The 18,558-nt window shown below is 73.0% G+C and carries 15 protein-coding genes; 12 read left to right on the top strand and 3 right to left on the bottom strand.

The features are described 5' to 3' along the window. Position 1 precedes the first annotated feature (1 nt). The 6 genes from HD593_RS35855 to HD593_RS35830 all read left to right on the top strand — a co-directional run bounded on the left by HD593_RS35855 (position 2) and on the right by HD593_RS35830 (position 8,242). Positions 2–835 (top strand): sugar ABC transporter permease, encoded by an 834-nt coding sequence (locus HD593_RS35855; RefSeq protein WP_185112338.1) that lies wholly within the window; start codon positions 2–4, stop codon positions 833–835. Positions 836–840: 5 nt separating this feature from the next. Further along, positions 841–2,619 carry a glycoside hydrolase family 13 protein gene (locus HD593_RS35850; RefSeq protein WP_312903946.1) on the top strand — a complete coding sequence of 593 codons (1,779 nt, stop codon included), beginning with the start codon at positions 841–843 and terminating at the stop codon, positions 2,617–2,619. A gap of 58 nt (positions 2,620–2,677) precedes the next feature. Next, the gene (locus tag HD593_RS35845; RefSeq protein WP_246546886.1) at positions 2,678–3,943 is read left to right on the top strand and encodes a right-handed parallel beta-helix repeat-containing protein; all 1,266 of its coding nucleotides are present in this window, start codon (positions 2,678–2,680) and stop codon (positions 3,941–3,943) included. 125 nt (positions 3,944–4,068) lie between these two features. Then, positions 4,069–5,835, top strand: coding sequence for a serine/threonine protein kinase (locus HD593_RS35840; protein ID WP_185106356.1), 1,767 nt, complete (start codon positions 4,069–4,071; stop codon positions 5,833–5,835). Further along, positions 5,832–7,874 carry a serine/threonine-protein kinase gene (locus HD593_RS35835; protein WP_185106355.1) on the top strand — a complete coding sequence of 681 codons (2,043 nt, stop codon included), beginning with the start codon at positions 5,832–5,834 and terminating at the stop codon, positions 7,872–7,874. Before HD593_RS35840 ends, HD593_RS35835 begins: the two co-directional genes overlap by 4 nt. A 65-nt stretch (positions 7,875–7,939) precedes the next feature. Next, positions 7,940–8,242 (top strand): hypothetical protein, encoded by a 303-nt coding sequence (locus HD593_RS35830; RefSeq protein ID WP_185106354.1) that lies wholly within the window; start codon positions 7,940–7,942, stop codon positions 8,240–8,242. Positions 8,243–8,244: 2 nt separating this feature from the next. Here the strand turns inward: HD593_RS35830 and HD593_RS35825 are convergent, their stop codons facing one another. Both HD593_RS35825 and HD593_RS35820 read right to left on the bottom strand, forming a co-directional pair. Next, the gene (locus HD593_RS35825) at positions 8,245–8,922 is read right to left on the bottom strand and encodes a response regulator (protein ID WP_185106353.1); all 678 of its coding nucleotides are present in this window, start codon (positions 8,920–8,922) and stop codon (positions 8,245–8,247) included. 21 nt (positions 8,923–8,943) lie between these two features. Continuing rightward, on the bottom strand, positions 8,944–10,227 hold the full coding sequence (locus HD593_RS35820) for a sensor histidine kinase (protein WP_185106352.1): 1,284 nt from the start codon (positions 10,225–10,227) through the stop codon (positions 8,944–8,946). A 147-nt stretch (positions 10,228–10,374) separates the two neighbouring features. Here HD593_RS35820 and HD593_RS35815 point away from each other — a divergent pair, with 147 nt between their 5' ends. Continuing rightward, positions 10,375–11,010: a DUF998 domain-containing protein gene (locus HD593_RS35815; RefSeq protein ID WP_185106351.1), complete on the top strand. Its 636-nt coding sequence runs from the start codon at positions 10,375–10,377 to the stop codon at positions 11,008–11,010. Here the strand turns inward: HD593_RS35815 and HD593_RS35810 are convergent. Then, positions 10,970–11,536: a TetR/AcrR family transcriptional regulator gene (locus tag HD593_RS35810; protein WP_185106350.1), complete on the bottom strand. Its 567-nt coding sequence runs from the start codon at positions 11,534–11,536 to the stop codon at positions 10,970–10,972. The genes HD593_RS35815 and HD593_RS35810 overlap by 41 nt on opposite strands. 53 nt (positions 11,537–11,589) lie before the next feature. Between HD593_RS35810 and HD593_RS35805 the strand changes: the two genes are divergently transcribed. From HD593_RS35805 to HD593_RS35785, 5 genes are all read left to right on the top strand, one after another. After that, positions 11,590–14,703, top strand: a complete 3,114-nt coding sequence (locus HD593_RS35805) for a bifunctional cytochrome P450/NADPH--P450 reductase (RefSeq protein ID WP_185106349.1) — start codon at positions 11,590–11,592, stop codon at positions 14,701–14,703. Positions 14,704–15,051: 348 nt separating this feature from the next. Beyond that, positions 15,052–15,657 (top strand): ACT domain-containing protein, encoded by a 606-nt coding sequence (locus tag HD593_RS35800; RefSeq protein ID WP_185106348.1) that lies wholly within the window; start codon positions 15,052–15,054, stop codon positions 15,655–15,657. Between the two features lie 69 nt (positions 15,658–15,726). Further along, positions 15,727–16,239: a MaoC family dehydratase gene (locus HD593_RS35795; RefSeq protein WP_185106347.1), complete on the top strand. Its 513-nt coding sequence runs from the start codon at positions 15,727–15,729 to the stop codon at positions 16,237–16,239. A 10-nt stretch (positions 16,240–16,249) separates the two neighbouring features. After that, positions 16,250–17,413 carry an acyl-CoA dehydrogenase family protein gene (locus tag HD593_RS35790; RefSeq protein ID WP_185106346.1) on the top strand — a complete coding sequence of 388 codons (1,164 nt, stop codon included), beginning with the start codon at positions 16,250–16,252 and terminating at the stop codon, positions 17,411–17,413. A 60-nt stretch (positions 17,414–17,473) separates the two neighbouring features. Beyond that, on the top strand, positions 17,474–18,550 hold the full coding sequence (locus tag HD593_RS35785; protein WP_185106345.1) for a cation diffusion facilitator family transporter: 1,077 nt from the start codon (positions 17,474–17,476) through the stop codon (positions 18,548–18,550). Positions 18,551–18,558: the final 8 nt, after the last annotated feature.

Raw genomic sequence — 18,558 nt, 5'->3', positions numbered from 1 at the left:
GATGACGCTCCGGCACGCCTTCGTGCTCGTCGTGTGCGCGTTCGCGGTGTTCCCGATCCTGTTCGTGCTCTCCGCCGCGATCAACCCGATGGGCACGCTCGCCTCCACCGAGCTGCTGCCCACGGGCGCGAGCCTGAACAACTTCGCCAACCTGCTGACCTCCGACACCTACCCGTTCGGGCGGTGGTTCTTCAACTCGGTGTTCATCGCGCTGGCCTCGTCGTTCGCGAGCCTGCTGCTGTCGATGTTCGCCGCGTACGCCTTCAGCCGCATGCGCTTCGCCGGCCGCCGGGTCGGCATGATGGCGCTGCTGCTCATCCAGATGTTCCCGCAGTTCCTGGCCATCGTGACGATCTTCATGATCTTCACCGAGGTGACCGAGCTCTACCCCGCCTTCGGCTTCAACACCGCGTGGGGCCTGCTGCTGCTCTACCTCGGCGGCGCGCTCGGCGTGAACACCTGGCTGATGAAGGGCTTCCTCGACACCGTGCCCAAGGAGCTGGACGAGGCCGCCACCGTCGACGGCGCCACCCACGCCCAGATCTTCTGGAGGGTCATCATGCCGCTGGTCACGCCGATCCTCGCGGTCACCGCGCTGCTGGCGTTCATCGGCACCATGAGCGAGTTCCTCATGGCCAACGTGTTCCTGCGCGACCCCGAGAGCAAGACGCTGGCCGTCGGCATGTACGGCATGATCGCCGGCGACCACCGCAACGCCAACTTCGGCATGTTCGCCGCCGCCACCCTCATTACCGCCGTTCCGACGGTCGGTGTGTTCCTCTGGTTGCAGAAGTACATCGTCTCCGGCCTGACCGCCGGGGCAGTCAAGGGATAGGTGCAGTGCTGCGATTTCTGGGGGAGCCGCATCACGACGGCTCGGCTCTGTATGTCTCCGACCAGCGGCCCGCGCTAGGCGCGCGCGTCACGCTCTGGCTGCGCGCGCCGCTGGCCGCCGGGGTCACCGCCGTGCACGTCCGGGCCGTGCACGACGGCGAGCCGCGCTACTTCGAGGCCGCGGTGGACCGGGGCAGGCAGGCGAGCGGGTACGGCAGGACCGACGTCTGGTGGCGGGCCGAGATCACCGCGGTCAACCCCGTCACCCCGTACCGCTTCCTGCTCCACACCACGGCCGGGCAGCGCTGGCTGACCGCGGCCGGGGTCGCCGCGCACGACCTCACCGACGCCGGCGACTTCCGCCTCGTCTGCCACCAGGCCCCGCCCGAGTGGATGTCGGACGCGATCGTCTACCAGATCTTCCCCGACCGTTACGACCGCTCGCGGCCCATGGCGGAGCTGCCCGACTGGGCGCTGCCGCGCGAGTGGGACCGCGACCCGGTGATCCCGGCCGGCCCCGGCACCGCCGAGCAGTTCTACGGCGGCGACCTCGACGGCATCACCCGGCGCCTCGACCACATCCAGAGCCTCGGCGCCGACACCGTCTACCTGACGCCGATCTTCCCCGCCCGCTCCAACCACCGCTACAACGCCTCCACCTTCGAGCACGTGGACCCGCTGCTCGGCGGCGACGAGGCGCTGCACCGCCTGTCCGGCGCGCTGCACGCGCGCGGCATGCGGCTGCTCGGCGACATCACCACCAACCACACCGGCGACACGCACGAATGGTTCACCGCCGCCGTCTCCGACGTGAACGCGCCGGAACGTGACATGTTCTACTTCGACCCGGTGACCGGCGACTACGAGTCCTGGTGGGGCTTCAAGACGCTGCCCAAGCTCAACTGGGGCAGCGAGCTGGTGCGCAGCCACATGACGGCGGTGCTGAAGAAGTGGCTCGGCCCGTTCGACGGCTGGCGCGTGGACGTGGCCAACATGACCGGCAGGCGCGGCGCCGACGACTACGCGGCCGAGGTCGCCGCCCGGCTGCGCGCCCGGCTCGGCCCCGGCGCCGCCTTCATCGCCGAGCACAACCACGACGCCACCCGCGACCTCGACCGCGACGGCTGGCAGGGCACCATGAACTACGGCGGCTTCACCCGCCCCGTCTGGACCTGGCTGCGCGGCCCCGACTGCGACCTGGAGCACTTCCTCGGCGTGCCCGGCGGCGTGCCGCACCGCGACGGCACCGCCACGCTGGCCGCGTTCAGATCGTTCGCCTCGCAGATGTCGTGGCGCTCGCTCGTGCACTCCTGGCAGCTCCTCGACTCGCACGACACGCCCCGCGTCCGCACAGTGACCGGCTCGCGCGAGCGCCACCTGCTCGCCACCGGCCTGCAGGCCACGCTGCCCGGCACGCCGATGGTCTTCGCCGGCAGCGAGTACGGCCTGACCGGCGTCAACGGCGAGCACTCGCGCACGCCCATGCCCTGGAACCGGCCCGCCGACCAGGACCTCCACACGCTGGCCGGCTACCGCGACCTGTTCGGGCTGCGCCGGGCCGAGCCCGCCCTGCGCCACGGCGGCCTGCGCTGGCTGCACGCCGACGCCGACTGCCTGGTGTTCGCGCGCGAGACCTACGACGAGACCATCCTCGTCTCCGCCCGCCGCGCGCCCGGCGAGCCGCTCGCCATCGGCACGCACGCCACCGGCCTCTACAACGCCCAGGACGGCGACGTCATCCCGGGCGGGGGACCTTCGCTACGCATGTGGCGCCTCACACGCTGATCACGCTACGGTGGCCTCTGCTGACTCTCCCGTCCCAACTAGATAGTGGTGTGCTCGTATGAGGTTGCTGTCCGTAGCCGTGCTGGCCTCGCTCCTGCCCGCAATACCGTCGACGGCCTTCGCTCAGTCCGGCGCCGCCAGTGCGGGCACCACTTACTACGTGGACTCCCGCGCCGGAGACGACGCCGCAGCCGGCACCAGCGCCGCCACGGCGTGGAAGAGCCTGGAGAAGCTCGCCGCCGCCGAGCTCAAGCCGGGCGACACCGTCGCCGTCAAGCGCGGCGGCAGCTTCACCGGCCCGCTCACGCTGGAGGCCGGCGGCACCGCCGCCCAGCCGATCACGATCAAGGCGTACGGCAGCGGCGCCCTCGCCAGGATCACCGGGAGCGACGACGACTGCGTCGTGGTCAAGGGCAACCACTGGGCGATCAGCGGCCTGCACGCCTCCAACTGCCGCTGGGCCGGCTTCCGGCTCGACGGCGACAACAACGAGCTGAGCGGGATCAAGGCCGACCGCAACATCGCCGGCGTCTTCGTCTCGCCCTCCGGCTCCCGCAACACCATCCGCGACAGCGTCCTGACCGACAACAACCGGATGAGCGTCAACGACGACGGCGGCGACAACGACTCCGGCGCCTTCGGCGTGCTCCTCAACGGCGACGACAACGTGGTGACCGGCAACACCATCACCGGCAGCTTCGCCAAGAGCGCCGACTACGGCATCGACGGGGCCGCCGTCGAGATCTTCAACGGCGACCGCAACACGGTCACCCACAACATCTCCAGGAACAACGAGACCTTCACCGAGCTCGGCGCCCAGAAGGGCAAGACCGCCACCGGCAACGTCTTCGCCTTCAACGTCGTCACCTCCTCCCGCAGCCGCGGCTCCTTCCTCATCACCCGCGGCTCCCGCCACATCGTCGGCCCCGTCAAGGGCACGATCGCCGTGCACAACTCCGTCTACCTGCCGGCCAAGGACACCATCGGCTGGTCCTGCCACGACGGCTGCTCCCCGTCGATCCTGAAGCTGCGCAACAACGTGATCTCGGTCGGCGGGGTGGCCGGCTGGGAGGACGGGTCGGGGGCCGACGAGGACGGCGGCGTCTACCAGGGGCGGACGTCGAAGTTCAAGCCGGGGCCCAAGTCGGTGATCGCCGATCCGAAATTCGTCTCCCGTACGGACCTGCGGCTGCGGCCGGGCTCGCCGGCGCTGGGGCGCGGGGTGGCGCTCACGCCCAAGTGGTACGGCGGCAAGGCGTACGGCAAGGACATCAAGGGCAAGGCGCTGTCCCGGCCGCTGGACTCCGGGGCCTACCAGCACTGACCCTCGCCCGGAGCGCCCGCGCCGCCGCGCTTCCGGCCGCGCTGGACCGTTCCGGCGCCCGCCGTTGCGAGGCACGGCCACCATGATTGATCATCTAGGGGTGGGCGGGCGAGGGGGCGCGGGACATGCCGGTGATCAAGCCGCTGCGTGCGGGGGATCCTTCGGAGATCGGGTCGTATCGGCTCGCGGGAAGGCTGGGCGCGAGCACCTACCTCGGTGAGCCGGACGACGGTGAGCGGGTGGTCGTCAAGGTCCTGCCCGCGGACGTCGATCCCGGGCGGTTCCTGGAGGCCGTCGCGCCGCTCCAGGACGTCTCCGCCTTCTGCACGGCGCAGGTCCTCGGCTCCGGCACGCTGGAGGACGGGCGGCCGTTCGTCGTGAGCGAGTACATCGACGGGCCGACGTTGCGGGAGGCCGTCGCCGCGGGGCAGCGGCTGAGCGACGCGGCGCTGCACCGGTTCGCGGTGGGGACGGTGACCGCCCTGGTCGCCCTGCACCAGCTCGGGTCGGCGCACGGCGAGGTGGGGCCGGACACGGTGGTGCTCGGGCCGGACGGCCCCCGGGTGATCGGGTTCGGCCCGGCCCGGGCGATGGCGTCCACCGGTGCGGCCACGACCCGCACGGTGGACGTTCCCGCGTTCGCCGCGCCGGAGCGGTTACAAGGAGCCGCGGCCGGTCCGGCGGCGGACCTGTTCTCGTGGGCGGCGACGATCGCCTACGCGTCGTCCGGGCGTTCGCCCTTCGACGGCGGCTCGATGGCCGGCACGGTGAACCGCATCGCCCACGCCGAGCCGGAGCTGCCGGAGCTCGGCGACCTGCGGGAGCTGGTGCTGGCCTGCCTGGACAAGGATCCGGCACGGCGCCCGCCCGCGAGCGACGTGCTGCTGCGCCTGGTGGGAGAGACGAGCTTCCTGACCGGCACGGTGCCCGGGAGCGGGCCGGACACGGACGAGCCGCCCGGCGGTGAGGCGCCGGCGCCGCCACCGGCCCCGCCGCAGGTCGCGGCGGCCGGACGGCGGCGGGGCACGGTGCTGGTCGCGGTGGCGGCGTTCGTCGCGGGGGCCGTGCTGTCGGGCGGCGGCGTGTACGCGCTCACCGGCCAGCGCGGCACGCCCCCCGGCCCGCCTCCCGCCGCCCTGCCCGCCACCGCCCTGCCCGCCACCGCTCCGCCTGGCACCGCCCTGCCCACCACCGCCGCTCCGCCCACGCAGGCGGGAGCGGTGATCACGGCGGCGCCGCGGATCACGGCCGGTGTGACGGCCGCGCCCGTGCCGTCGGTGGCCAGGAAGGCAGACAAGGACGTCAAGCTGCCCGACATCGGCGCCACCCTGCACGAGCACACCTCCGACGCGGTGCGCCTGGCCGCCTACCTGCAGGCCAAGGAGCCGTACCACGCCTTCGCCCGCGACGCCGCGGGCGCGTTCAAGCAGGCGGTCGAGGCCGAGTACTCCGACGACATCAGCCTGGCGTTCACCTTCACCCCGGACGGCGGGCTGGCACGCGGATACCACGACGGCGACACCAACGGCATCGACTTCTACAACGACGCCGGCCAGGTCACCCGGAGCATGCACTGGGTGGGCAAGCCGCGCAACCGCGACTGGTTCTCCCCCTCGGGCAAGCTGTTCTACACCGTCTGCCCCAAGGGCGGGGAGCTGTGCGTGTGGAACGCGGAGACGGGCGTGCGGGTGGCCACGGTCCCGGGGATCAGCTCCGACGCGCACCTGCTCGGCTGGTTCGACGAGGCCCACCTGCTCCTCCAGCAGCCCGACAAGAAGAACGACGAACGCGCCGAGGTGCGCATCCTGAACCTGGTCGGCGACGTGTCGCGGGTGCTCGCGGACGTCAACCCGCTCAACGGCGCCCTGAACTGGGCGCCCGTGGCGCGATGACGGCCGTGCCCGCCACCCCGCCGGTCCCCGGGGACCCCGCCGAGGTGGCGCCGTACCGCATCCTGGGCCGGCTCGGCGAGGGCGGGCAGGGCGTGGTGTACCTGGGAGAGTCGCCGCGGGGCGAGCGGGTCGCGGTCAAGGTGCTGCGGCACGGCCCGGAGGCCGACGGCGGGCCCGGCGACTGGGCGGACTTCGCCAGGGAGATCGAGCTGACCCGCCGCGTGAAGGCGTTCTGCACCGCCAACGTGCTGGCGACCGGCGACCTGAACGGGCTGCCGTACGTCGTCAGCGAGTACGTGGACGGCCCGTCGCTGGCCCAGGTGATCGCGCGGCGCGGGCCGTTGCGCGGCGCGGAGCTGCGCCGGCTGGCGATCGGCACGCTGACCGCGCTGACGGCGATCCACCAGGCGGGAGTGGTGCACCGGGACTTCAAGCCGGGCAACGTGCTGCTCGGCAGGGACGGCCCGAGGGTGATCGACTTCGGGATCGCGCGCGGGCTGGACGCGGGGGAGCGCACCGCGGGGGAACTGGTGGGGACGCCGCCGTACATGGCGCCTGAGCAGTTCTCCGAGGCGGGCTCCGGGCCGCCGGCCGACCTGTTCGCGTGGGCCTGCACGATCGTGGCGGCGGGTACGGGCCGGCCGCCGTTCGGCTCCGGCCACCTCCCGGTGGTGATCAACCGCATCCTCACGTCGGAACCCGAGGTGGGCGACCTCCAGGGCGATCTGCGGGAGCTGGTGCTGCGTTGCCTCGCCAAGAATCCGGCCGAGCGGCCGGCGGCGTCGCGCGCGCTGCTGGCCCTGCTCGGACACCCCGTGCCGCCCCAGCGCCTCCTCGCCACCGGCCAGGAGTCCGCAGCGCCCCCCGAGTCGCGCCCCACGCCCAACCAGGAGCCCGCGGCGCAATCCGCAGAACCCGGGGTGCGGGCGCCCCGGCGGGGGCGCCGGTACGCGGCCGCCGTGGCGGCGCTGGTGCTGGTGGCGGGTGGCGCGGCGTACGCGCTGACGCGGGCGCCCGGCGAGCAGGCCGCCCAGGCGGTCACGCCCTCGCCGGAGCGCCCGGTGCCCTCATCGGAGCGTTCGATGCCGTCGCCGGGGCGTTCGGCGCCCTCGCCCGAGCGTTCGGCGCACACACCCGCCGAGCCGATGCGGACCTCCTCGACGGCGACCGTCCGTCTCCCCGGCTGGTCGATCAAGGTGCACGACAACCCGGACGACCCGCTGTGGGTGTCGTCGGTCTTCGGCGCGGCGGACGACCCGGTGGTGGGCAACCCGGCGTACGTCCGCGACCCGGCGTCGGGAACGTTCACCTTCTTCGGCAACCTCCAGACCCCGGTGGTCTCCCCCGGCGGCCGATACGTCGCCGCCCTGAGCATCGGCACCCTGGCCCGTACCGACTTCAACGTGCTGCGCCTGGTGACCCGCCGCACCGGTGAGGACGTCGGGATCCGCACGTCCGACAAGCCCGGCGACACCACCGACCTGCGCTGGAGCGACGACGGGCGCCTGCTCCTGAGCGTCCACGAGGGCACGGGCAAGGCCCGCCGCGCCACCGGCTTCGTGGTCGTGGACCCGGTCACCAGGGCCGTCACCGTCCGCGACGTCCCCGGCGGCGGCGCCGGCCCGTACGTCTGGGGGCCGGGCGACAGCGTGCTGCACCAGAGCGGCGACGGCGCGGTCCGCCTGTACGACCTGAAGGGCGCCGAGCTGCGCTCCTTCACCGGAGTCGGCGAGCTCCTCGCCGCCAACGCGGTGACCGGCCCGGGGCACGGCACGGTGTTCGGCACCCGATGCCCACAGCCTGGCCGCCGCCTGTGCCTGTGGGACGCCGTCACGGGCCGGCGCGCGGCCGAGGTGCCGCTCGGCGAGGGCCACGAGTTCCAGGGCTGGCTGGACGGCGAGCACTACCTCGCCACGACCTCCAGCGGCGGCCGCACCAGGATGGTGATGACGGACCTGCGGGGCAAGGCGGTGCGCACCCTGGTCGAGGGCCCGGCGAAGGAGCTGGACGGAGTGACGGTCTCGCTGACCGTCCGGTGATGGCCGGCCGGCGAGAGCGACGGCCCATCCGGCCGGGCGCGCCCCGCACGCTCTAGAGTGGGGCGGTGGTTCCAGATCTCCGCCAGCCGCTGGTGCGGCAGCTCGCCGAGTCCGACGCTCCCCGCCACTACTGGCACCTGGGCGACGAGGACGGGCGGGCCTGGTTGTTCGAGAGCGTCGAGGGCGACCACCGCGAGCAGTGGGCCGTGCGGCAGGTCGAGGTCGGCGCCGACCGGGGTGCCCGCCGCTACTGGTGGCGGCACCTCCAGGACGAGTACGGCTTCCTGACCGACCAGCCGCTGGAGGTGTGGGAGCTGACCGAGATCACCCCCGAGACCTTCGAGGCGGTCTGGGAGGCGGCCGGCTGAGGCTAGCCCTCGTCCTCGTCCTCGCCGGCGCGGGCGTCGTGGGCCAGGATGGCGAGCTGGGTGCGGTTGGCCAGCCCCAGCTTGGCCAGGGCGCTGGAGATGTGCGCCTTGACGGCCCCCACCGACAGGTGCAGGAGTGCGGCGATCTCGGCGTTCGAGGTGCCTTCCGCCACGGCCAGGGCGACCTCGCGCTCGCGTCCGGTCAGCCGGGCCAGGCCGTCGCGGGCGCGCCTGGTGCGGGCGTCGGGAGCGCCGGTGACGTGGGAGATGAGGGTGCGGGCGACCCCGGGGGACAGGACCGGCTCGCCGGCGGCGGCCCGCCGTACGGCCTCGACGATCTGCTCGGGCGGCGTGTGCTTGACCAGGAACCCCGACGCGCCCGCCCGCAACGCCTCGATCACCGTCCCGTCCGCGTCGAACGTGGTCAGCACGATCACCCGCGGCGCGCGGCCCCGGCGCGCGGCGAGCGCCCGGGTCGCGGCGATCCCGTCCAGGTACGGCATCCGGATGTCCATCAGCACCACGTCGGGGGCCAGCCGCTCGACGGCCCCCGGCACGTCGGCCCCGTCGGCGGCCTCCCCGACCACCTCGACGTCGGGCGCGCCGCGCAGCATCAGCCGCAGCCCGGCGCACACCAGCGGGTCGTCGTCCACGAGCAGGACCCGGATCGGCTCAGCCACACGCCCTCCATCGATGAGTCCCTAGATCTGCCACGGTAGCCGCGCCGACAGCACGAACACCCCGCCGCGCACCCCGTGCTCCAGGCCGCCCCCGTCGAGCACGGCCCGCTCACCGAGCCCGATCAGCCCCTTGCCCCCGCCCGCCCCGGCGGGCGACCCGCCGCCGGTGACGGGGTTCTCCACCGTGACGATCAGCTCGTCGCCCGGGACGCCGGTCACGCGTACCCGCACCTCGGCGCCCGGCGGCCCGTGCCTGCGCGCGTTGGTGAGCCCCTCCTGAACCGTCCGGTACGCGGTCCGCTGCACGTGCGCCCGCACCGAGCCCGCCCGCGCCGCCACCTCGTCCCCGACCGTGAGCTCCACCCGCTGCCCGGCGGCCTCCGCCTCGGCGACCAGGCGCGGCAGGTCGGCCAGGCCCGGCTGCGGCGGGGCGCCCGCGGGCTCGCCGTCCCGCAGCACCGACAGCACGTCCCGGAGCTCGTCCAGCGCCAGCCGGGCGTTGTCCTGGATCACCTCCACCGCCCCGGCCACCTCCTCGGCGTCCAGCGGCGGCCCCGTCCCGGCGGCGGCGCGGGAGCTGCGGTAGGCGAGCGCGCCCGCGTGCACGCTCAGCAGCGACACCCGGTGGGCCAGCACGTCGTGCATCTCACGGGCCAGCCGCTCGCGCTCCGCCCTGCGCGCCTCGGCCAGCGCGAGCCGGTGCTCCCGCTCGGCCCTGCGCGCCTCGGCGAGCTCCAGCCGGTGCTCGCGCGCGCTCACCTCGGCCTCCCGCCGCAGGCCGGCGACCAGGAGGCGGCGCGCCCGTACGGCCATGCCCAGGCACAGCGGCCCGCCGAGCATCAGCAGCAGCGAGGCCAGCAGCACCGGCCGCTGCACCCCCGGCGGGTCGGCGAACAGCCCGTAGTACCCGCACACCAGCAGGTACGCCCCCGTGACCGCCGCCGCCCGCCCCCACGGCCGGTGCACGGCCACGGTGAGCCCCGCCACCATCGCCGCCCCCATGGCCGAGCCCGACAGGGCCAGCGCGCCGATCATCGCCACCGCGAGCCCCGTCGGGTGGCGCCGCCGCCACCACAGGGCCAGGCACGCCACCGCCGCCACCCAGGGATTGACCGCCACGAGCCACGCGGGCACGAAGTCCGCCCCGGCGGGAGGGTACGCGGCGGCCTGCTCCACCGCGATGATCACGGCGAACGCGAACAGCCCGGCGTCGGCGGCCCAGTCGCGTGCCGTACGGCGGCCGGCGGGCCACCCGTCGAGCGCGGCGAGCTCGGCGGGCAGCAGCCGGCGTGGCACGACCGTCATGCCGGGGAGCCTATGCGAGCACCGGCCCGCCGATCACTGGCCGATCGGCCACACACCCTGGCCACCCGGCCAGTGCACGCCCCCGGCCGGCCTTGCTGGACTGGCGGCATCCGCTTTCATGAGGCCCGGATCTTTCAGGAGGCCCAGATGACGACCACCAGGACGCTGCTGCTCTGTGGCGCCGCCGGCGCGCCCCTCTTCGTGATCGTGCTGCTCGCCGAAGGCGCCCTGCGCCCCCACTACAACCCCGTGTACCACTCCGGCAGCCAGCTCAGCCTCGGCGACCGCGGCTGGATCCAGATCGCGAACTTCGTCGTGTCCGGCCTGCTGATGCTGCCCTACGCCGAGGGCGTGCGCCGCGCCCTGGCCTCCCGCTGGACGGCCGTGCTGATCGCCCTGGTCGGCGTGGGCCTGGTCGGCGCGGGCGTGTTCGTGATGGACCCGATGCAGGGTTACCCGCCGGGCGCCCCGCCCGGGATCCCGGCCGCCACGAGCGGGCACCACAGCGCCCACGACCTGGCCTCGCTGCTGGTCTTCCTCGCGCTGCCGCTCGCCTGCGTGACCGCCGCGTTCCGGCTGAAGGGCTGGTGGCGGGCGTACTCGCTGGTCACGGCGGTCGCCACGGTGGCGCTGTTCCTCGCCTACGGCCAGGCGTTCACGCAGGACGCGCCCAACGCGGGCCTGATCCAGCGGGTGCTCATCGTGACGGGCTGGACCTGGCTCACCCTCCTGGCACTGCGGCTCAGCCGGACAGTCCCGACATCCCGGCCAGCCCGCCGATGATCAGCTTGATGGCCGTGTCGAAGTCCCGCTCGACCTCGTCGGGCGGCAGGTGTCCCGTCGTCTCGGCGATGACGAAGCCCGTGACGAAGGCGTGCAGCACGTCGCTCGTCCGCCGCAGCTCCTGCTCCGGCAGCCCGGCCAGGCGCAGGATGCGGTAGAGGGTCTGCCAGATGACCAGGCCCCGGTCCGCGATGATCTCGGGGTGGTTGTGCAGGTGGTGCCACATGGCCGGGTGTTCCAGCGCGTTGCGGTGGTAGGCCAGGGCCAGCGCCCGGAGCTGGTCCTGCCAGGGCGAGCCGTCGTCCGGCGGCAGCTCCATGCGCTGCGCGGCCGTCGAGCAGATCAGCCTGATCAGCGCTTCCTTGTTATCCACGTGGTGATACAGCGACATGGGGTTGACGCTCAGCTCGGCCGCCAGCTTGCGCATGGACAACCCTTCGACGCCGCCCTCGTCCATCAGACGCAGGGCGGTGGAGCTGATCTCTTCGAGAGTCAGGGGTGCGCCCCTGCGCGCGCTCACGGCCATACACCGTATGGTAGCGTCAGCCATACGGTGTATGGCTATGGAAGGGAGCACTCATGGCTCGGATCCCCGCCCCCGCGGGCCTGCCCCTCGTGGGCAACACGCTGCAGATCCCCTCGCACGCGCCGGTGGAGCACTTCGTCAAGGTCGCCTCGCAGTACGACGAGGGCATCTTCCAGCTGGAGATCGCCGGCCGGCGGGTCGTCCTCGTCTACGACCCCGACCTGGCCGCCGAGGTGTGCGACGAGAGCCGGTTCGTCAAGCGGATCAGGCCGCCGCTGTCGATCGTGCGCGACTTCGCCGGTGACGGCCTGTTCACGGCCGACCACGACGAGCCGGTGTGGGGTCACGCGCACCGCATCCTGATGCCGGCCTTCAGCCAGCGCTCGATGAAGGCGTACTACCCGCAGTTCCTGGAGGTCGCCGAGCAGCTCGTCGCGTCGTGGGCAGCCCGCCAGGGGGAGGACCTGCCCGTCGCCGACGACATGACCAGGCTGACGCTGGACACGATCTCGCTGACCGGGTTCGGCTACCGGTTCAACTCCTTCGACTCGCCGCACCTGCACCCGTTCCTGCAGGCCATGGGCGGGGCGCTGACCGAGGCCATGCACCGCAACCAGCAGCTCCCGTTCGTCACCAGGCTCAAGAAGCGCAATGAGGAGAGCTACCGGCGCGACATCGCCACCATGCATGAGCTGGTGGACGAGGTGATCAAGCAGCGCCGCGCCGAGGGCGGCGGGGGCGCCAAGGACCTGCTGGGGCTGATGCTGGAGGCGTCCGACCCGCAGACGGGCGCCCGCCTGTCGGATGAGAACATCCGCAACCAGGTCCTCACCTTCCTCATCGCCGGCCACGAGACCACCAGCGGCCTGCTCTCCTTCGCCCTGTACAACCTGCTGCGCGAGCCGCACGTGCTCGCCCGCGCGTACGAGGAGGTGGACCGGCTGCTGCCGGGGGACGAGCCGCCGGCGTACGAGACGATCATGAAGCTGGACGTCATCCCCCGCATCCTGGAGGAGACGCTGCGGATCTGGTCGCCGATCCCCGTCTTCGCGGTGAGCGCAGTCCAGGACACCATGATCGGCGACTACCTCATCCCCAGGGGGCAGGGCGTCGGCGTGCTGCTGCCGCCGTTGCACCGCAGCGCGAAGGCGTGGGACCGGCCGGACGAGTTCGACATCGACCGCTGGCTGCCGGAGAACAGGAAGCAGCACCACCCGGGCGCGTACAAGCCGTTCGGCAACGGCGAGCGGGCCTGCATCGGGCGGCAGTTCGCGCTGACCGAGGCCAGGCTGGCGCTGGCGATGATCCTGCGGCGCTTCGCCCTGTCCGACCCGAACGTCTATCGCATGAAGATCAAGCAGACCCTCACGCTCAAGCCGGACGGGTTCACGCTGCGGGTGCGCGAGCGGCGCGCGCACGAGCGGGCCGTCGTGGCCGCGCTGCCCGAGCAGGAGAGCGAGCAGCATGACATCGCGGTGACCGGCGTGCCGCTCACCGTCGCCTACGGCTCCAACCTCGGCACCAGCGCCGACCTCGCCGAGCGGCTGGCCGAGCGGGCCGGGCGGGCCGGGTTCGCCACCACGCTGACCACGCTGGACGAGCTGACGCCGCCCGCCGAGGGGCTGCTGATCGTGGTGGCCTCCTCCTACAACGGCAAGGCGCCCGACAACGCCCAGCGCTTCGACGCCCTGGAGACGCTGCCCGACCTGTCCGGAGTGCGGCTGGCCGTGCTGGGCTGCGGCAACACGCAGTGGCCCACGTACCAGGACTTCCCGCGCCGCGCGCATGAGAAGCTGGCGGCGGCGGGGGCCGTCCCGCTCATCGAGCGGGGCGAGGCCGACACGGACGGCGACTTCGACGGCGACGTGTCCGCGTGGACGGCCCGCCTGTGGGCGGCGCTGGCCGAGGAGTACAGCGCCTCGGCGGCCGACGCGGGGCCGCGGTACGAGATGGAGGTGCTCAGCGAGGCCGAGGTCAGGCCGTCGGTGGTGTCGGAGCGGGCCTTCCCGCTCACCGTCGTCTCGAACGAGGAGCTGACCGGCGACCCCGAGGGGCTCTGGGACTTCTCCACCGAGGCGCCCCGCCCCGGCGTGCGCTCCATCGTGGCCAGGCTGCCCGAAGGGGTGACGTACTCGGCCGGCGACCACGTGGCCGTCTTCGCCAAGAACGACCCCGAGCTGGTGGAGTGGGCGCTGCGCTGCCTGCGCGTCCCCCGCGAGCAGGTCGTACGGCTGCGCGCCGCCGGCGCCACCCACCTGCCCGTGGACACGCCGGTCACGGCCGGGCTGCTGCTGACCGAGTTCGCCGAGCTGCAGGAGGTGGCCACCCGGGCCGACCTGGAGGCGCTGGCCGCGCACACCGCCTGCCCGTGGACCAAGGGGCAGCTCGCCGAGCTGACCGCGAGCTACCCCGACGAGATCCTCGCCAAGCGGGTCTCCCCGCTGGCCCTGCTGGAGCGCTTCCCGGCGATCGAGCTGCCGCTGCCGGTGTTCCTGGAGCTGGCCGGGCCGATCAAGCCGCGTTACTACTCCGTCTCCTCCTCGCCGCTGGCCGATCCCGGGACGGTCCGGCTCACCGTGGGCCTGGTCGAGGGACCCGCCTGGTCGGGCACGGGCACCTACCAGGGCATGTGCTCGGCGTACCTGGCGGGGCTGAAGGAGGGCGAGGTCTTCTACGGCTACGTCCGGGTGCCCGCGCCGCCGTTCCGGCTGCCGGACGACCCGGCCACGCCGGTGATCCTCGTCGGCCCCGGGACCGGGTTCGCGCCGCTGCGCGGGTTCCTGGAGGAGCGGGCGCTGGGCGGGGCGACGGGGCGGGCCGAGGTGTTCACCGGGTGCCGCCATCCCGAGCACGACCTGCTGTACGCCGATGAGCTGGCCTCCTGGGAGGCGGCCGGCGGGGTGGGCGTGCATCGGGCGTACTCGGCCGTGGCGGGGCATCCGTACCGGTTCGTTCAGGATGCCGTCGCGGCTCGGGCCGATGAGGTGTGGGAGCTGCTGGAGCAGGGGGCGCACGTGTACGTCTGCGGCGACGGGCTGCGGATGGCGCCGGCCGTACGGCAGGCTCTGCTGGACATCCACCGGAACAGGACCGGCGGGGAGGACGGCGCGGCGTGGCTGGCCGCGCTGGAGGCGGACGGGCGTTACCAGCAGGACGTGTTCGCCTGACCCGCGGCGGCCCTTGAGTGGCGGCCCCGACCCTCGGCCCGCCGCGCCCCGGCCCGCCGCGCCCCGGCCCGCCGCGCCCCGGCCCGCCGCGCCCCGGCCCGCCGCGCCCCGGCCCGCCGCGCCCCGGCCCCCGCGCCCCGGCCCCCGTGCCCCGTGCCCCGGCCTCCGGCCCTGGGGGCCGGGGCGCCATGGCTCAGGATGCCGGGCGGAAAACCTCAACTTCCCTTTATCGACAATCCGGACTTAACACTGCATCTTGGGATATAACCGCAGCATGCGCGACATATCCGTGGAACATGCTCGAAACCTTGCCACGGCACTGTGAGAGCCTCTGGAAAGGGGGCGGAAATGCTGCTGCGACTGAGGGTGTCGTTGCCCGACCGGCCGGGAGGTCTCGGCCAGGTCGCCAAGGCGCTGGGCGCGCTGGGAGCGGACATCCTGCAAGTCACCGTGCTCGAACGCGAGGCCGGCCGCGCCGTGGACGACTTCACCGTCTCCTGGCCGGGGCCGGTGACCGCCGCCGAGGCGCGCGAGCGGCTGTCCGCCATGCCCGGCGTCCGGGTGGAAGGCGTGTGGGCCACCAAGGAGGTGCCGGGCTCCGCCCCCGACTACGACCTGCTCATGCACGTGGCCGCCGAGCCCGCCAGGGGCTTCGCCACGCTCGTGGACGCCCTGCCGGCGTTGTGCGGCGCGGAGTGGTCGGTGGCGGTGGCCGACGGGGCCGTGCGGCACGCCTCGCTGGCCGCGCCCGCCGAGTTCGAGCTGCCGGAGCCGCCGCCGCGGGCCATCTGCGTGGAGGCCAAGGAGGTGCGGCTGATGCTGCTGCCCGTCCTCACGGCCGGGCTGCACGTGGTCGTGGCGCGGGCGGAGGGGCCGCTGTTCCACCGGGCCGAGGTGGAGCGGGCCGCCCGCATCGTGGACGTGGTCTCGAAGCTGGCGGCGCGCGCGTCCTGACGTGATTGACCGAACAATGATCTGGTCACTAACGTGGGCCTCCTGATCGCGTAGCAACAGGAGCAGCCCGTGACCGTGCACGAGCCCGCCATCGGCCGCTACTACGAGGACTTCACCGTCGGCGACGTCTACCAGCACCCCATGGGCCGCACGATCAGCGAGGCAGACAACACCTGGTTCACGCTCCTGACCATGAACACGAACCAGAACCACTTCAACGCCCACCTGGCCGCGAAGTCGCCGACCGGCAGGATCATCGTGAACTCCGGGCTGACCGTGGCCATCGTGCTGGGCCTGTCCGTCATCGACGTCAGCCAGACCGCGATCATGAACCTGGGCTGGGAGGAGATCAAGCTCACCCACCCGGTGTTCGTGGGCGACACGCTGTACGCCGAGTCGAAGGTGACCGCGAAACGGGAGTCGAGGTCCCGCCCGTACGCCGGCATCGTCACCTGCTACACCCGCGGGCTCAACCAGGACGGCGACGAGATCATGTCCTGGACGCGGACCGTCATGGTCTACCGGCGCGACGCCCCGCACGACAAGGGTTACTTCCCCCAGGCCAGGACCGGCCCGCTCTGAGGAGGCGCACATGGACTTCGAGCTGACCGACGAGCAGAAGGCGTTCCGCGAGACCCTGCGCGCGTTCGTGGACAAGGAGATCGTGCCGGTGGCGACCGAGTGGGAGCACTCGGGGCGCTATCCCGCCGAGATCGTCGACAAGATGAAGCAGATGGGGCTGTTCGGGCTGTCCGTGCCCGAGGAGTACGGCGGCATGGCGGCCGACATGGTGTCGTTCGCGCTGGTCTTCGAGGAGATCGCGCGCGGCTGGATGGGCGTGGCCGGCACCATCGGCTCCCACTCGCTGGCCTGCTGGATGATCGCCCGCCACGGCACCGAGGAGCAGAAGCGGCAGCACCTGCCCGACCTGGCCACCGGCGCGCGCCGTACCGCGATCGCGCTGACCGAGCCCGGCGCGGGCACCGACCTCCAGGGCATCCAGACCCGCGCCGTCCGCGACGGCGACCACTACGTCGTGACCGGCACCAAGACGTGGATCACCAACGCCCGCCACGCCGACCCGCTGCCCGTCCTCGTCAAGACCTCGATCGCCGAGCCCGCCCACAAGGGCATGTCGGTGCTGCTGGTGGACCCCTCGTCGCCCGGCTTCGGCGTCAGCCGTGACCTGCCCAAGCTCGGCTACAAGGGCACCGAGACGTGCGAGGTGGTGCTCGACGAGGTCCGCGTACCGGTCTCCTGCCTGCTCGGCGGCGTCGAGGGGCGCGGCATGCAGCAGGTGCTCGGCGGGCTGGAGCTGGGCCGCGTCAACATCGCCGCCCGCGCCGTCGGCGTCGCCCAGGCCGCCTACGACGCCGCGCTCGGCTACGCCCGCGAGCGCACCGCCTTCGGGCAGCCGATCTCCGACTTCCAGGCCATCCAGCTCAAGCTCGCCGACATGGCCACGGAGATCCAGGCCGCCCGGCTGCTCACCTACTGGGCCGCGTCCCAGGCCGACGGGGGCAGGCGGGTGGACATGGAGGCGGGCATGGCCAAGTACTTCGCCTCGGAGGTGGCGCTCAAGGCGTCACTGGAGTCGATGCGCATCCACGGCGGGTACGGGTACTCGCAGGAGTACGTGGTCGAACGCCTCTACCGGGACGCGCCGCTGATGGCGATCGGCGAGGGCACCAACGACGTGCAGCGCATGGTCATCGCCCGCGCGCTCGTCTCGGGGAAGGGCAAGGTCGGCTGGTAGGCGGCCGATCGCGACTCCCTATCCTGAGGGAAGGGACGAAGGGCGCAAGCGAGGGATGCCATGTCCGACCAGCACGATCCCGCCGACGACGACCATGGGCACGGGCACGGGCATGGGCACGAGCACGGGCACGGGCATGCGAAGGCCGGGATCAGGGGCGTGCTGGGCAGGATCGGCCACGCCATCGCCCCGCACAGCCACGACACCTCCGACAAGACCGACAGTGCCCTGGAGGCCAGCGACCGGGGGATGCGCGTGCTGGCCGTCTCGTTCGCCGCGCTCATGGTCACCGCCGCCGTCCAGGCCGTCATCGTCGCCGCCTCCGGCTCCGTCGCGCTGCTCGGCGACACGCTGCACAACTTCGCCGACGCCCTCACCGCCGTGCCGCTGGCCATCGCGTTCTCGCTCGGCCGCCGCGCCGCCAACCGCCGCTTCACCTACGGGTACGGCCGCGCGGAGGACCTGGCCGGCATCGTCATCGTGCTGCTCATCACCGCCTCTGCGGCCCTGGCCGGGTACGAGGCCGTCCGGCGGCTGCTCGACCCGCAGGAGATCAGGGCCGTGGGCTGGGTGGCCGCGGCGGCGGTGATCGGGTTCGCCGGGAACGAGTGGGTGGCCCGCTACCGCATCAAGGTCGGCAGGGAGATCGGCTCGGCCGCGCTGGTGGCCGACGGACTGCACGCCAGGACCGACGGATTCACCTCGCTGGCCGTGCTCCTCGGCGCGGGCGGCGCCGCGCTCGGCTTCCCCGTGGCCGACCCCATCGTCGGCCTGCTCATCACGGTCGCCATCGGGTTCGTCCTGCGTGACGCGGCGCGCGAGATCTACCACCGGCTCATGGACGCCGTCGATCCCGCGCTCGTGGACGACGCCGAGCGCATCCTGGCCACGGTGGACGGGGTGCGGCGGGTGGAGTCCGTACGGCTGCGGTGGATCGGCCACGCGCTGCACGCAGAAGTGGAGATCCTCGTCGATCACGACATGTCCGTCGTGGCGGCGCACAAGGTGGCCGTCGAGGCCGAGCACCGCCTCATCCATGACCTGCCCCGGCTGCGCGCGGCCACCGTCCACACGGACCCGGACGGCCCCGACGGCGCCGACCACCACGCCAGCCTCACCGCCCACCGCGGCCCCTGAGGACCTTG

Origin of the sequence: Nonomuraea rubra, from assembly GCF_014207985.1 — a bacterium.
Lineage (GTDB): Bacteria > Actinomycetota > Actinomycetes > Streptosporangiales > Streptosporangiaceae > Nonomuraea > Nonomuraea rubra.
Note: the sequence above shows the minus strand (reverse complement) of the source record. Positions and strands in the feature narration are given on the sequence as shown.

Excerpts from the sequence above, each read along its gene's own strand:
- HD593_RS35855 (WP_185112338.1), top strand. The coding sequence starts at position 2 with ATGACGCTCCGGCACGCCTTCGTGCTCGTCGTGTGCGCGTTCGCGGTG.
- HD593_RS35845 (WP_246546886.1), top strand. The coding sequence starts at position 2,678 with ATGAGGTTGCTGTCCGTAGCCGTGCTGGCCTCGCTCCTGCCCGCAATA.
- HD593_RS35840 (WP_185106356.1), top strand. The coding sequence starts at position 4,069 with ATGCCGGTGATCAAGCCGCTGCGTGCGGGGGATCCTTCGGAGATCGGG.
- HD593_RS35835 (WP_185106355.1), top strand. The coding sequence starts at position 5,832 with ATGACGGCCGTGCCCGCCACCCCGCCGGTCCCCGGGGACCCCGCCGAG.
- HD593_RS35820 (WP_185106352.1), bottom strand. The coding sequence starts at position 10,227 with ATGACGGTCGTGCCACGCCGGCTGCTGCCCGCCGAGCTCGCCGCGCTC.
- HD593_RS35815 (WP_185106351.1), top strand. The coding sequence starts at position 10,375 with ATGACGACCACCAGGACGCTGCTGCTCTGTGGCGCCGCCGGCGCGCCC.
- HD593_RS35810 (WP_185106350.1), bottom strand. The coding sequence starts at position 11,536 with ATGGCCGTGAGCGCGCGCAGGGGCGCACCCCTGACTCTCGAAGAGATC.
- HD593_RS35805 (WP_185106349.1), top strand. The coding sequence starts at position 11,590 with ATGGCTCGGATCCCCGCCCCCGCGGGCCTGCCCCTCGTGGGCAACACG.
- HD593_RS35800 (WP_185106348.1), top strand. The coding sequence starts at position 15,052 with ATGCTGCTGCGACTGAGGGTGTCGTTGCCCGACCGGCCGGGAGGTCTC.
- HD593_RS35790 (WP_185106346.1), top strand. The coding sequence starts at position 16,250 with ATGGACTTCGAGCTGACCGACGAGCAGAAGGCGTTCCGCGAGACCCTG.
- HD593_RS35785 (WP_185106345.1), top strand. The coding sequence starts at position 17,474 with ATGTCCGACCAGCACGATCCCGCCGACGACGACCATGGGCACGGGCAC.